The 14,270-nt window shown below is 64.6% G+C and carries 12 protein-coding genes, 1 tRNA gene and 1 pseudogene; 3 read left to right on the top strand and 11 right to left on the bottom strand.

What is annotated here, in order from left to right:
* Nucleotides 1-7: 7 nt before the first annotated feature.
* Nucleotides 8-83: transfer RNA gene (locus VML93_RS18075), tRNA-Asn, on the bottom strand.
* A 169-nt stretch (nucleotides 84-252) separates the two neighbouring features.
* Here VML93_RS18075 and VML93_RS18070 point away from each other — a divergent pair.
* Entirely contained in the window at nucleotides 253-543 is a 291-nt protein-coding gene (locus VML93_RS18070; RefSeq protein WP_325612729.1) for a hypothetical protein, read from the top strand.
* Here the strand turns inward: VML93_RS18070 and dnaG are convergent.
* Nucleotides 533-2,458 carry a DNA primase gene (gene dnaG / locus VML93_RS18065; RefSeq protein ID WP_325612728.1) on the bottom strand — a complete coding sequence of 642 codons (1,926 nt, stop codon included), beginning with the start codon at nucleotides 2,456-2,458 and terminating at the stop codon, nucleotides 533-535. The two genes, VML93_RS18070 and dnaG, sit on opposite strands and share 11 nt — an antisense overlap.
* Nucleotides 2,459-2,584: 126 nt before the next feature.
* On the opposite strand from dnaG, the gene VML93_RS18060 reads away from it, so the two are divergent.
* Nucleotides 2,585-3,079, top strand: coding sequence for a hypothetical protein (locus tag VML93_RS18060; protein WP_325612726.1), 495 nt, complete (start codon nucleotides 2,585-2,587; stop codon nucleotides 3,077-3,079).
* Between the two features lie 7 nt (nucleotides 3,080-3,086).
* Here the strand turns inward: VML93_RS18060 and sodC are convergent, their stop codons facing one another.
* A complete protein-coding gene (sodC, locus tag VML93_RS18055; protein WP_325612724.1) occupies nucleotides 3,087-3,677 on the bottom strand; it encodes a superoxide dismutase[Cu-Zn] in 591 nt (196 codons plus the stop codon).
* A gap of 27 nt (nucleotides 3,678-3,704) precedes the next feature.
* Entirely contained in the window at nucleotides 3,705-4,982 is a 1,278-nt protein-coding gene (locus VML93_RS18050) for a deoxyguanosinetriphosphate triphosphohydrolase (RefSeq protein ID WP_325612722.1), read from the bottom strand.
* Nucleotides 4,983-5,075: 93 nt separating this feature from the next.
* Between VML93_RS18050 and VML93_RS18045 the strand changes: the two genes are divergently transcribed.
* A complete protein-coding gene (locus VML93_RS18045; RefSeq protein WP_325612720.1) occupies nucleotides 5,076-7,055 on the top strand; it encodes a TPM domain-containing protein in 1,980 nt (659 codons plus the stop codon).
* Nucleotides 7,056-7,209: 154 nt separating this feature from the next.
* Here the strand turns inward: VML93_RS18045 and VML93_RS18040 are convergent, their stop codons facing one another.
* The 7 genes and pseudogenes from VML93_RS18040 to VML93_RS18010 all read right to left on the bottom strand — a co-directional run.
* Nucleotides 7,210-7,494 (bottom strand): WXG100 family type VII secretion target, encoded by a 285-nt coding sequence (locus VML93_RS18040; protein ID WP_325612718.1) that lies wholly within the window; start codon nucleotides 7,492-7,494, stop codon nucleotides 7,210-7,212.
* A gap of 59 nt (nucleotides 7,495-7,553) precedes the next feature.
* Nucleotides 7,554-7,850: a WXG100 family type VII secretion target gene (locus VML93_RS18035; RefSeq protein ID WP_325612717.1), complete on the bottom strand. Its 297-nt coding sequence runs from the start codon at nucleotides 7,848-7,850 to the stop codon at nucleotides 7,554-7,556.
* 126 nt (nucleotides 7,851-7,976) lie between these two features.
* Entirely contained in the window at nucleotides 7,977-8,303 is a 327-nt protein-coding gene (locus VML93_RS18030) for a hypothetical protein (protein WP_325612735.1), read from the bottom strand.
* Nucleotides 8,304-8,485: 182 nt separating this feature from the next.
* The gene (locus tag VML93_RS18025) at nucleotides 8,486-10,012 is read right to left on the bottom strand and encodes a phospholipase C (RefSeq protein WP_325612734.1); all 1,527 of its coding nucleotides are present in this window, start codon (nucleotides 10,010-10,012) and stop codon (nucleotides 8,486-8,488) included.
* 138 nt (nucleotides 10,013-10,150) lie between these two features.
* Complete coding sequence (locus tag VML93_RS18020; protein ID WP_325612733.1) at nucleotides 10,151-11,695, bottom strand: phospholipase C; 1,545 nt, start codon at nucleotides 11,693-11,695, stop codon at nucleotides 10,151-10,153.
* A 345-nt stretch (nucleotides 11,696-12,040) separates the two neighbouring features.
* A complete protein-coding gene (locus VML93_RS18015) occupies nucleotides 12,041-13,588 on the bottom strand; it encodes a phospholipase C (protein WP_325612731.1) in 1,548 nt (515 codons plus the stop codon).
* Nucleotides 13,589-14,014: 426 nt separating this feature from the next.
* Nucleotides 14,015-14,270: pseudogene (locus tag VML93_RS18010) on the bottom strand (hypothetical protein); the annotation flags it as partial.

Raw genomic sequence — 14,270 nt, 5'->3', positions numbered from 1 at the left:
TCTGACCTGGCTCCCCCGCCTGGACTCGAACCAGGAACCTGTCGGTTAACAGCCGAATGCTCTGCCAATTGAGCTACGGAGGACCGCTCGATCCACACGAATGCTGACGCGGATCGCGGGACGACTCTAGCGTACTGCCATACCAGAGCCCAACAAGGCCCAACGAGACGCCAACTAGAGGGCAAAGCGGCGCGCACCCAGGTGCGTGCGGCAGGATGGAGCCATCCGCACCACAGTCCGGGAGGGACCGCTTTGATCGGGTATGTCTTCGTGCTTGGCGTCGGTTACGTGTTGGGCACCAAGGCCGGACGTCGCCGCTACGAGCAGATCGTCGGCACTTATCGCGCGGTCACCGGCAGTCCCGTGGCCCGCTCGATGATCGAAGGGGGCCGCCGCAAGATCGCGAATCGGATCTCACCCGATTCGGGGTTCGTGACCCTGGCCGAGATCGACAACGAGACGACGGTCGTAGAACGCGCCGGGCGTAGTGACGAGCCGCCGGCCAACGGCGCGGATTACCGCGAACAACGCCTCACGCGGTGAGATCGTCGCCGCTGGCCTGCTCCAGCAGGCTGCGCCGGTAGGCCTCCATCGCGACCAGGTCGCCGAACAGCGCGTGATACTCGTCGCCTTGCTCGATCGGTGACATACGCTGCAGCTTCGACTTGACCTCGGCGATCTGCCGGCCCATCCAGACCTCCTGCAGACGGGCCAGCACTCCGCAGATATACCGCGGCAGCTTCTCGTCGTCGACCTGGATCGCCTCCACCCCCAGCTCGTTGATCAGGCCCGCGGTCAACGTCGAGTTGGTCTGCTGACGCACCGCATCGATCCACTGTGCCCCGGTGCTGCCGGACGACGTGCCGCCCGCCGCGTCGACGGCCGCGCGCACGGCGGCGTACCCGGGATGGGTGAAGCTCTCGACGGTCAGTGTGTCGAATACCGGGCCGGACAGCGCCGGATACTGCAACGCCGACTTGAGCGCCTCGCGCTGCGGCCACAGGGTCGGGTCACGCGGGTCGGGACGGGCAGCTGCCGATTCGGCCGGCGCAACGTCGGGCGGTTCCTGCGCGACCCGTCGCGGGGTTTTGGATCGGGAGGCGGCACGGCCGTGGCTTTTCGACTTCTTGGCCTCGTCGCGCACCCGGCCGATGACCTGCGCGACATCGGCCCAGCCGACCCAGCCGGCCAGCTGACGAGCGTATTCGTCGCGCAGGGTGGGGTCCTTGATCTCAGCCACCATGGGGACACAGCGACGCAGCGCGGCTACCCTGCCCTCGGCGCTGTCCAGGTCCACTTCGGCCAGAGCGCTGCGAATCGCGAACTCGAACAACGGAGTTCGCCGCGCCACCAGATCGCGCAGCGCGCCGTCGCCGGACTTCAGCCGCAGATCGCACGGGTCCATGCCGTCCGGCGCGACCGCGACGAACGACTGCCCCGCCAGCTTCTGCTCGCCGTCGAAGGCCTTGAGCGCAGCGGCGCGGCCGGCCTCGTCGCCGTCGAAAACATAGATCAGCTCGCCGCGGAAGAAGCTGTCGTCCATCATCAGCCTGCGCAGCATCGCCAGATGCTCGTCGCCGAACGCGGTACCGCACGACGCGACCGCGGTGTTGACTCCGGCCTGATGCATTGCCATGACGTCGGTGTAGCCCTCGACGACAACCGCCTGATGCCCCTTGGCGATGTCGCGTTTGGCCAGGTCGATTCCGAACATCACCGAGGACTTCTTGTACAGCAGCGTCTCTGGCGTGTTGATGTACTTGGCCTCCATGGGGTCGTCGTCGAACAGCCGTCGCGCACCGAACCCGATCACCTCACCTGCCGAGGACCGGATGGGCCACAGCAGCCGGCGGTGAAAGCGGTCCATCGGGCCGCGGCGCCCCTGCCGGGACAGGCCCGCAGCTTCCAGCTCCTTGAACTCAAAGCCCTTGCGCTGCAGATGTTTTGTCAGTGAGTCCCAGCCCGAAGGGGCGAACCCGCAGCCGAAATGCCGCGCGGCCTCGGCGTCGAAGTTGCGCTCGCTCAGGTACTGACGCGCCAGCGCCGCCTCGTCGGACTCCAGCGCCTGCGCGTAGAACGCCGCGGCTTCCGCGTTGGCCGCGATGAGCCGGCTGCGACTGCCGCGGTCGCGCTGAACATTGGTGGCCGCCGCGCCCGAGTAGGTGATCGTGTGGCCGACCCGGTCGGCGAGCAGCTCGACCGCCTCGACGAAGCTGACGTGCTCGATCTTTTGCACGAACGCGTACACGTCGCCGCCCTCGCCGCAGCCGAAGCAGTGGAACTGGCCGTGGTTGGGCCGCACGTGGAACGACGGTGACTTCTCGTTGTGGAAGGGACACAGGCCCTTTAGCGAGTCGGCGCCGGCGCGCTTGAGCTGCACGTAATCGCCGACGACGTCCTCGATGCGGATCCGTTCGCGGATGGCGGCGATGTCGCGATCGGAGATCCGGCCAGCCATCGGCTCAGTTTAGAGCGCGAGCAGGACACGCCAACTCGGGCCGTGGTAGAAGTTCGTGGTCCGATGTTTGCGGCAAGCTTTAGTGGTCCGATGTTTGCGGCAAGCTTTAACCGAGAGGCGTGGCCCATGAATGCTGGCACCGGCAGTCGAGCGTGCAAGGCTGTGTCGCAATCGGCACTGCTGCCGCTGATTCTTGTTTTCGGCGTGCTCACCGCGAGTCCCGCAGCCGCCGACAGTTGCCAGTGGGATCCCGCCAAATCCCAGCAGGTGAACCCGGCGTCGCCGGACGCGGCGGCGATTCTCAAATCCGCCGTCGCCGATGTGACCAAACAACTGGGCAAGCCGGCGAAGCTGGGCCCGGCCACCATCGCCAAGTCAGGTCAATGGGCGTTCGTGCGGGCCCCGATGCTGGGTGCCGACGGCCAGCCGATCGATTACACGGGCACCCCCTTCGCGCAGGCCGCCGAAAATGGCGGCAAGTCGAAGACATACCTGGGATTGCTACAGCAGGCGGGCCAGGGCTGGAACGTGGTGAATGGGGCCGTCGGGCCGACCGATGCCGCCTACGAGGGTTGGCCGCCGAAATACGGGTCGCCCCCGGTTTTCCTAATGTGCAACTGATAGCGGGCTAGCCGGTACCGATCACGCCACAGGCGACCCGCTCCATCGACATGTGGCCGACGTCGTGGATCATCAGCGCGGTCCCGTTGCCTGCCAGCAGCTGGTCCCTGGTGAACGCGTCGGTGGTGGTCTGTAGGGAACCCGAGCCGTCGGGTCCTACTTCCAGCGACGGCAGGTCGCCGCTTTCGGGCATCCCGGTATGGCCGGGCGCCTGGAAATGGCCGCCCGCAGACAAGAAGTTGCCGGGCTTTCCGCCGCCGGGAGGCGTCGAGTTGGGCTCACATTTTCCGTACTCGTGGATGTGCATGCCGTGACTTCCGGGGGCCAGGATGCCGGTGGCGACCGTCTCCACGTGGATGGTGGCGTGCCCTCCGGTGAAATCGAAGGTGGCATTGGCAACGAGTTTGCCGTCGGGCGTTTTCAGGTGCGCTGCGAGCGTCCCGGCAGCCGGCGCCGGGCTGGTCGCCGACGGGGAATTGCTCTGGACCGCAGGCGTGGTACCTGTCTGGCTGCTCGGCTGCTGAGGCGAACTGCAGGCGGTCATCGCGACGAGGGGAAGGGAAAGCAATAGGGCGGCGACGGTGGTGTTTCTGCTCATGCCGGGCAGCCTAGTACCCGCGGGTTTCTAGAGATCGGCCTGACGGGAGTCGACACGCTCGAGCCGCCCTTCGGTGAACGAGGCGATCTGGTCGACGACGACACGCCAGCGGGCGCCGTCGTCGGCCGCGACGGTGAACGCCGCGGCGAAGATCGGGTCGAGAGACTGCGGCGCCCCGGAGTACAGCCACTGCGCCACCCGATGGATGCGTTCGCGCTGACGGGCCTGAGTCTCCATGTGCCGTGGGTCAGACATAATGAATTGCAGTGCAAGGGTTTTCAGCACAGCGACCTCGGCACGCACCAAGTCGGGCACCTGCAGGTCGGCCTGGTAGCGCAGCAGCGGCCCCGGGCCGGCTACCGCACGGGTGCTCGCGATCGCGGCCGAGGCGAACCGGCCCACCAGCTCACTGGTCAGCTGCTTGAGTGCGACCGACGCCGCCAGCGTGGCGTCGTACTTGCCGACCGCGGCGACCACCGGCAGCCCGGACAGCCGTCGCGCGGCCGCCATCAATTCGTCGGCACCCAACTGGGCGTGATCGCGCTCCCCCAGCTTGGCCAGCACCGCCGCTTCGTCGTCGTCAGCGAGCACCCGCAAATCGATGCGCTCGGAGACGACGCCGTCCTCGACGTCATGCACCGAATAGGCGACATCGTCGGCCCAGTCCATCACCTGGGCCTCCAGGCAGGCCCGCTCCGGCGGCGCGCCCCTGCGGACCCACGCCGCCGCATCGCGATCGTCGTCGTAAAAGCCGAACTTGCCTCTTTCGTTTGCAAGCCCCTGATCCCGCAGCCACGGATACTTGGTGACCGCGTCCAGGGCCGCGCGAGTCAGGTTCAGCCCAGCGCTATGCCCTTGCGCGTCAAGCACTTTAGGCTCAAGGCTGGTCAGGATCCGGAAGTTCTGGGCATTGCCCTCGAAGCCGCCATACCGGGCGGCGACCTCGTCGAGCGCCGCCTCTCCGTTGTGCCCGTACGGGGGATGCCCGATGTCGTGAGCCAGGCCCGCCAGCTCGACGAGGTCCAGGTCGCAACCCAGCGCGATCGCCATGCCCCGGCCGATCTGCGCCACCTCCAGCGAATGCGTCAGCCGGGTACGCGGAGTGTCGCCTTCACGGGGTCCGACGACCTGGGTCTTGTCGGCCAGTCGGCGTAGTGCGGCGCTGTGCAGCACCCGCGCCCGGTCGCGCGCGAAGTCGGTGCGGTGCTGGCCTTCAGTGCCCGGCAGACCCGCAGTCTTCGGCGCTTCGGTTACCCGCCGCTGACGGTCGAAGTCGTCGTAGGGGTCATGCTGATTCGTGGTCACCGACCCACAGTCTGCCAGGGCGGTCACCCAGCGTGTCGACAAAGAGCCGCAACGGATAGGGCACGAAACGGTCGTCGCGCTTTACATTGATTTATGCGCATTGCTCGCGTGTTCGGCCTGATCGCGACGATTCTGATCACCGGGCTGCTGCTGGCAGCACCCGCCGGCGCCCGACCGCCGTTCCGGCTGGCCGGCACCCTCACCGACAGCGCGGGCGTGCTGTCCGCGTCGGGCCGCGCCGATGTGACGTCCGCCGTCAACCGGCTCTACGCCGATCGCCACGTCAGGCTGTGGGTGGTCTACGTCGACGACTTCGGCGACCTGACAGCGGACACCTGGGCGAGGCGCACCTACGCCACCAGCGACTTGAGCGGATACGACGCGCTGCTGGCCGTGGCCACCGCCGGCCGGGCGTATGCCTTCCTGGTGCCGGCCGCGGTGCACAGCGTCAGCCCCGCTCAGGTAGACGACCTGCGGCGCACCCAAATCGAACCCGCACTGCGCGAGAGCAATTGGAGTGGCGCGGCGGTTGCCGCGGCCAACGGGCTGAACCAACCGCCCAATTCGTCGGGTCGGGTGCTGCTGCTGGTCGTGCTGGGCGTCGTCGCCGTCGTAGTAGTGGTGTTGCTGGTTGTCACGCGGTATCGCCGCCGCCGGCGACGCGCCGCCGCGCTGGCCGCCGCCCGGCGCGTCGACCCCACCGATGAGAACGCGCTGGCCGCCGTGCCCGTCGATGCCCTCGACGACTTGTCCCGCGAGATGGTGGTGGACGTCGACAATGCGGTGCGTACCAGCGCCAACGAGCTCACGCTGGCGATCGACGAGTTCGGCCAAGAACGCACCGAACCTTTCACCAAAGCGGTGGACAACGCCAAATCGGCGCTGTCCCAAGCCTTTGCGGTGCGCCAACAACTCGACGACGACATCCCTGAGACGCCGGCGCAGCGCCGCGAGCTACTCACCCGGGTGATCGTGTCGGCGGCGCGGGCCGACCGCGAATTGGAGTCACAGACCGAGGCGTTCGAGAAGCTGCGGGATTTGGTGATCAATGCCCCGTCGCTGCTGGACGGGCTGACCCAGCAGTACGTCGAACTCACCAGCCGAATCACGCCCACTGAAGAACGGCTGGCCCAGCTGCACAACGAATTCGACGCGACGGCACTGACTTCGGTGGCCGGCAATATCTCGACCGCCAGGGAGCGGCTGGCGTTCGCCGACAAGAACATCAGCTCGGCCCGTGAGCTGACCGCGCACGCCGAGATCGGAGGCCAGACCGGTTTGGTGGATGCATATCATGCCGCCGAGTCGGCGCTCGGACAAGCCCGCTCGCTGTTCGACGCGATAGACAGCGCGGCCAGCGACATCCGGCACGCGGTCGCTTCGCTGCCATCCGTCATGGCCGACATCCGGACAGCGATCACGCACGCCGACGAGCTACTACAGCAGAGCCCGAAATCGAAATCGGCACACCTCACAGAACTGGCCGCGGCACGAGATTCCGCAGCCAGGGCCCTGGACACCGCCGGCGGCAGCGGCTCCGCCGATCCGCTGGGCACCTTCGTCCGGTTGTCCAAGGCCGACGCCGACCTCAACCGGGTGCTGGCCGTTCTCGCCGAAGAGCAGGCGGCCGCTGATCGCCTCAACCGTTCACTCGAGCAGGCAGTGTTCACTGCGGAGTCGCGGGTGCGAGGAGTCTCGGAATACATCGATACCCGTCGTGGCAGCATCGGGTCCGAGGCCCGGACTCGGCTGGCCGAAGCGGAACGACACCTGCAAGCCGCGTACGACACCAGGACGACCAACGTGACCGAGGCGATTTCGCACGCCAACGCGGCATCGACATTGGCCGCTCACGCACAGACACTGGCCAACGCCGACGTGCAGTCGGCGCAGCGCGCCTACAGTCGCCGCGACACCGACGACACCGGGGCGATGATCGGCGGGATCATCATCGGCGACCTGCTGCGCGGAGGCATGGGGGGTGGGCTGGGCGGCTGGAGCCCGACATCGTTTGGTGGTTCGTCACGGAATTCGTCCGGAGGCGGATTGATGGGCGGCGGCGGGCGGTTCTGAGGATCTCGCCGGATTAGCGGACGCGGACAAAAGATTGCCCGCCTCCGAACTACGCCGGCGCCGAAAACTTCGCTACTCGGCTACCAGGCGTACGTGATCAAACGATAAGGGCGGCGCACCGGTTGCCGATGCGCCGCCGCGAACCGATTTTTGCTCAGGCCCAGCTACCGCCGACGGCGCTGTCCGTAGCCGACATGTTGCTGCCGGCCGTTTGCACTTTCTGGCCGTGCGAGTTGGCCTGCTCGTAGATCACCTGGAAGTTGCGTCCCAACTGGGTGATGAACTCCTGGCAGGCAACCGAACCGGCGCCACCCCAGAAGTCACCGGCAGCAAGCACATCGCGGACGATGGCCTGGTGCTCGGCTTCCAACGAAGCGGCCTGGGCGCGGATCAAGGCGCCGTGGGCGTCGACGTCGCCGAACTGGTAGTTAATGGTCATCAAAATTCTCCTTGACTTGTAAAGTATTGGGCTAGAACGGCTTTCGCCGTCGCTGACGGTTAGCTGGACAGGATCTGCTGGCTGGCCTGCTCTTGCTGCTCGTAGTTGTTCGCGTCGCGGATCAGACCGTCGCGCACCCCGTGCAGCATGTTCACGATGTTGCGGAAGGCTTGATTCATCTGGCCCATGGTGTCGTAGGAGGTCGCCTGAGCAGTACCGCTCCAGCCCGCACCCGCGATGTTCTGCGACGACGCCCACATCCGGCGTGCCTCGTCCTCGACCGTCTGAGCGTGGGTTTCGAAACGACCTGCCATAGCCCGCATTGCGTGCGGGTCAGTCATAAAGCGAGTTGGCATGTTACCTGTCTCCTTGTTACCTGGATTTATTACCTGGACTTGTCGTGCGGATCGACTCTTCTATACCCGGCAGGTTGAGAACCAAGGCCGCCGATCGTCTGAATACTTTCGTATTCCCCCTCTCTCTCAACCTGCCGCCGGAGAATGCGGTATCACGCTACTGTTACGGGGCGCCTCGAAGCGGGGTTCAGGATTTTCGGCCTGCCATTCGCTCCACTCTGCCCACTCATCCCACTCGTCCATGCCTTCTGCGGTCGCTTCTGGAGTCACCTCTCCGGGGGTCACCTCGGCGACGGCGCCTTCTTCGGAGTCTTTGGCCCAGTGGTCGTAGTCGTCGGGCGGCACGGCCACGCCCCAGTTGAGCGGGACCGACAACTGGCCCAACATCCCCGACTCGCCCCGCTTTGCCGACACAGCGTCATCCGGTAGGGGCGAACCAAGAGGCAAAAGCACGTTGTCCCCTTCCCGATAACCCATACTCAGCCGCGACTGGGCACTAACCAAGTCCCCAGCATCGTAAAGCAATCCGGGCGGCAAAATCCTGAATTTTTCAATTTCACTGCCCATACACCGTTACGTCATCACTCGGGACTGGCGAGCCGGCCTAGCGTGACGCTTATTTGTCACCTACCCCGCTAGCAGAGGCCGCTAGGGATCCCTCGCACGGGCGTGGCCTCCTGCACCGGCATCGTCTGCGGATAAGGCACCCGGTACGGCAACCCTTGGCCCAACGTCCCCAACACCACGTTGGGCACGCACTGGCTGAGCTTCGTCAATTCGCGCGTGGGGTGATCCAGGTTGGGCGGTGACGGGTCGGGCGGGGCGGCGAAATTGAACGCCGACGTCATATCGCGGGTGACGCTCGCGCGCCAAGGGGTCAGGTTGGGCACCGGGACTCCCCACCGTTTGCCGATCAACTGCAGCTGTGAGGTGTGGTCGAAAACGTCATGGACCATCAACCCGCCGCGGCTGTAGGGCGACATGACGAAGCAGGGGACGCGGAAGCCCATGCCGATCGGCCCGCGGATGCCGCCGGAGCCGCTGACCGCATTGATGTCGACGTTGTTCGGGATCCATTCGCCCGGCGTGCCCTCCGGCGCTGTCGGCGGTGTGACGTGGTCGAAGAAGCCGCCGTTTTCGTCGTAGGCGATGATCAGCGCCGTCTTTTCCCACACCGCCGGATTGGAAAGCAAAGCCTTGAGCAGATTCACGATCGTCAGTGCCCCCACCGCCAACGGGAACGAGGGATGTTCGGACTGCAGCGTCAGCGGCACGACCCAGGAGACCGCCGGCAGTTTGTCGGCCCTGATGTCGGAGACGAAGTCACCGGGATAGGTCGGGGCGATGCCGTAGCGGGCGAGATTGGACCGCGGGTCTGCCCCCTGCTTGAAACTCCCCACATACCCGTTGCGGCTCAGGGTGGTGTCGTTGATCGCCCCCAGCGTCTTGTTGTTGTAGATCTTCCAACTGACGCCGGCGGCTTCGAGGTTCTCAGGCATGATGGTCCAGCTGAATTTCGCTTTCGGCTGGATGGTGGGCTCCACTATCTGCGGCCCGCCTTTATCACCTTCGGGATTGATGGTGGCGCTGATCCAATACAACCGGTTGGGCATGGTTCCGGCCAACATCGAGCAGAAGTAACGGTCACAGATCGTGAAGGTGTCGGCCAGCAGATAGTGGATCGGGATGTCCGGACGCGCGTAATAGCCCATCACCGCCGGGGTATTGGCCGCAGACCGGGTCTTCGCTTGCGTCGCCAGCCACCCGTCGTTGGCACCGTTGTTCCACGACCCGTGTTCGGCGATCCAGACGTGGTCGGGGTCGTTGATGCACTCACCCACGCCGAGCGGGCCCCGGGTCGTGTCGATGCGGTACGGGATCATCGTCGAGCCGGGGTCGACCTTCTGCGTCATCGGGTTCCAGCCGGGTTGGGTGAACAGCGGCGACCCGCTACTGAAACCATCTGTGCCAGAAAGGGTTCCGAAGTAATGGTCGAATGACCTGTTTTCCTGCAGGCACAACACGATGTGTTCGACGTCGGTCAAGTGCCCGGAGCAGGGCCCCGCACCATAGGCCTTTTCGATCACCGGAGCGCACAGGTCCGTCATAAACGCCGCGGCGCCCGCACCGGTGACCTTAGCCAGAAATTCTCGGCGCGACATTCCGGCGAATAGACCTCGGCTCACCAGATCCGCCCTTTCATTCGCGTATTCCGGCTCACCGTATATTTATGACGGTCCACTGCGGCCAAAGGCCAACCGGCGTGTCGCGTCTGGCCTTGAAACCTCGGTAATTTGAATTCAGCAGAGGCCGCTGGGAGTTCCGCGCACCGGCGTCGTTTCCTGCGTGGGCATCGCCTGCGGGTACGGGACCCGGTATGGAATTGACGCCTTCACGGTCGAGCCCAATATCACGTTGGGAACGCACTGGGGCAATTTGGGAATCGACGCGGCCCGCGGGTGGTCCAAATTGAGTTTCGACGGGTCCGGCGGGGTGGCGAAGTTGAACGTCGAAGTCATATCGCCGACCGTGCTGTTCCGCCAGGCACTGATATTCGGCACCGGAACCCCGAACCGTTTCGAAATCAATTTCAGCTGTGAGGTGTGGTCGAAGACCTCGCTGTTCTTGAGTGGGCCACGGCTGAACGGCGAAATGACGAAGCAAGGGACGCGGAAGCCCAGGCCAATCGGCCCGCGTATGCCGCCGGAGCCGTCGACCTTATTGATATCGACACTGTTGGGAATCCATTCGCCGGGCGTCCCCGGCGGTGCCGTTGGCGGCACGATGTGATCGAAGAAACCGCCGTTTTCGTCATACGTGACGATCAGGACTGTCTTTTCCCATATCGCAGGATTGGACAGCAAAATCCGCAGTGCGTCCACGATCGCGGTTGCGCCGGTCGACACCGGGAACGCGGGGTGCTCGGAGGTCTGGAAGCCGGGAAGCAGCCAGGACACCGCCGGCAGGTTGTTGGTCTGGACATCGCTGGCAAACCCGAGCGGGTAGGTCGGGGCGATGCCGAAGCGGGCCAGGTCCGACCTGGGATCCGCACTCTGCTTAAAGTCGTTGACCAGCCCGTTGTAGCCGACGACGGTGTTGTTGAGCGGCCCCAACAGCTTGTTCTGATACACCTTCCAGCTGATCCCCGCGCCGCTGAGTACCTCGGGCATGATCGTCCAGCTGTACTTCAGCAACGGTTGGATCAAGGGCTCCACCAATTGCGGCCCGCCTTTGTCGCCGTCGGGATTGTTGGTGGCGCTCATCCAGAACAGCCGGTTGGGCGTGGTCCCGCCCAACAGCGAACAGTGGTAGCGATCGCAAATTGTGAACGTGTCGGCCAACAGGTAATGGATCGGAATGTCTTGTCGGGTGTAATAGCCGATCGTCACGGGGACGTTGCCCTGCAATGGACTGTTCCCGTTCTGCGCCGGCAACCATCCGTCGTTGCCGCCGTTGTTCCATGACTGGTGCATCGCGATCCAGGCGTGGTCCGGGTCGTTGACGCATTCACCGTCGAGCAGCGGGCCACGGTTGGTGTCGAAATGGAAGGGCATCGTGTGGCCGGTGGGATCGATCTTCTGCGTCTGGGGATTCCACCCCGCTTGGTTGAATACCCCCGGTTTGGCCCCTGGGTCTGAGAACCCGAGAGTAGAAGACATCGTGCCGAAGTAGTGATCGAATGAGCGGTTCTCCTGCATCAGCAACACGATGTGTTCGATATCGCTCAAATGACCCGAGCACGGGCCTGCCCCGTAGGCCTTTTCGATCACCGGACCGACCACCGACATCAAAGCCCCTGTGCTCGTGGCGGCAGCGGCTTTAGCCAGGAATTGGCGACGGGACATTCCGTCGACTGAGTATTCGCTCACCACACGGCCTCCTTGTGGGCCTCGCCCATGTTCCAGAACACGGTATAGTTGCCGCAGTGATCAGCCATGACACGCCAGTCGGCGTGTCGTGTACCGATTGGGTTATTCGCCAGGCGGAAGCGAACCGTTCTTGCGATGGGCCGGTCCAGTTGGCCCAGAGTCTTTATGGCGGTTCGTCTAAGGGTTTGCTCGCGTAATTCTCGACGAAATTCTTTCCGGCGTCGGACGGTAACAGAACATCTGGCGGCTGCGCGTCACTACGGGCGCCGAGTTCGCCGACGTGGTCGTCGAAAAGTTCCGGAGCGCAGTGCTTTTCAGGCGCTAGCAGAGTCCGCTGGGAATCCCGCGGACCGGGCTCGTTTCCTGCATCGGGATCGTCTGGGGATACGGCACCCGATAGGGAATGCTCGGCAGCGCGCCGTCGGTGGTTCCCAGAACCACGTTCGGAATGCACTGCGGCAGTTTCGGCACGGCGGCCAGGTTGGGGTTGGTCAGCTTCGGTTGCGACGGGTCGGGCGGGACGGCGAAGTTGAACGTCGAGGTCATGTCCCCGACCACACTGTCGCGCCAGGGGGTCAGGTTGGGAACCGGTACGCCGAACCGGGTGCGGATCAACTTCAGCTGCGACGTGTGGTCGAACGTGTCATGGTTCATCAGGCCGCCGCGGCTGTAGGGCGAGATGACCCAGCACGGAACCCGAAAGCCCAGACCGATCGGCCCCCGGATGCCACTGGACCCCGACACCTTGTTGATGTCGACACTGTTGGGAATCCATTCGCCGGGTGTGCCCACCGGTGACGTCGGCGGCACGACGTGATCGAAGAAGCCGCCGTTCTCGTCGTACATGACGATCAGCACCGTCTTTTCCCACACCGCGGGATTGGTCAGCAAAATCTTCAGCGCGTTCACCATCGCCACCGCGCCGAGCGCAACCGGCAGCGCCGGATGTTCAGACTGGATGAAGTTGGGAACCAGCCAGGAAACCGCCGGCAGCCGGTTGGCTTTGACATCGGCGGCGAAATCGATGGGATAGGTCGGGGAGATCCCGAAGCGGGCCAGGTTCGACCGCGGATCCGCCGACTGCTTGAATGCCTGCACCAGCCCGTTGTTGCTGATAGGCGTATTGATGAAACGCCCGGCGTCCTTGTTCTGGTACACCTTCCAACTCACGCCGGCGGCTTCCAGGTTTTCCGGCATGATCGTCCAGCTGTACTGCTGCAGCGGCAGGAAACCGGGCTCGACCAGTTGCGGGCCGCCTTTGTCGCCGTCGGGATTGATGGTGGCGCTCATCCAATACAGGCGGTTGGGCAAGGTGCCGCCCAACAACGAACAATGGTAGCCGTCACACATCGTGAACGCGTCCGCCAGCAAATAGTGGATGGGAATGTCTTTACGCGTGTAATAACCCATCACCATCGGGACGTACGGCCCGGTGCGAGTATTTGCCTGCGCCGGCAGCCAGTTGTTGTTGAGGCCGTTGTTCCACGAATTGTGCATGGCGGTCCACGCGTGGTCGGGGTCGTTGACGCACTCGCCGTCCAGACCCGGGCCGCGCGTGGTGTCGAGGCGAAACGGCATCGTGTGGCCGGTGGGGTCGAGCTTCTGCGTCCTCGGATCCCAGCCGACTTGGTTGAATATCCCCGATATCGCCTGTGGGTCCTGGAAACCGCGGGTAGAGGACAGCGTGCCGAAGTAGTGATCGAATGACCGGTTCTCCTGCATTAACAACACGATGTGCTGGATGTCGGCCAAATGACCCGAGCAAGGGCCCGCACCGTAGGCCTTTTCGATCACCGGGGCGGCCCAATCCATCAGAAACGCCGCGCCGCCTACTCCGGCCGCTTTTGCCAGAAAGTCTCGACGCGACATTCCGCGGAATGGGTCGTCGCTCACCGAACCTGCCGTCCTGGATACATTGCAGATCACGGTATAGTTGCGAGACTGATCAACAGCGAAACGCTAACCGGCGTGTCGCGTGCGAATTTCGCATCAGAGCAAACGCAACAGCACCGTTTTCGGTGCGTCCCATCCGTCTTTCGACGGCATTGCAAGCCGGCCGCGATTCGCCTCGCTAGGGCGATAACCGAACGCCTATCCCCCGGTCGCCTGAAACCCGTTGGACGCCAACGGACTACGGCTGGTGAGTAAGCAGCCTACGGGCCGCAATAACCTCACCTTAAGGAGCATTTCTTTTCGGCGATACGGCACCCGCCGTGACGGTCTTGGCAGGTGCTAATTGGCGGAACGAATTCCGGGATATTGATTGCGATCTCGCGCCGTCGACGACCCGCGGTTCTATCCGACCCCGGTGCGGGGCACCACACTGGGCCGGTTCTGCACCACATGCGGGCTGGCGCCGCCGCGGCCCATCATGCCGCCGGGCATTCCACCGGCACCGGCGCCGCCCATCGGCATCGGCATCATCGGCATGCCGCCGCCCATCGGAGCGCCGGCATTCGCTGCGGCAGCCATCTCGGCGGCGTTGGCACCCAACCCGGACATCGCCGCGGTGCCCATCCGGGCCGGCATCGAGCCCTGCCAGGTCGGGGGC

The sequence above is a fragment of the Mycobacterium sp. genome (assembly GCF_035499775.1).
GTDB lineage: Bacteria > Actinomycetota > Actinomycetes > Mycobacteriales > Mycobacteriaceae > Mycobacterium.
The sequence above is the reverse complement of the archived record's forward strand: the minus strand, read 5'-3'. Positions and strand labels throughout refer to the sequence as shown.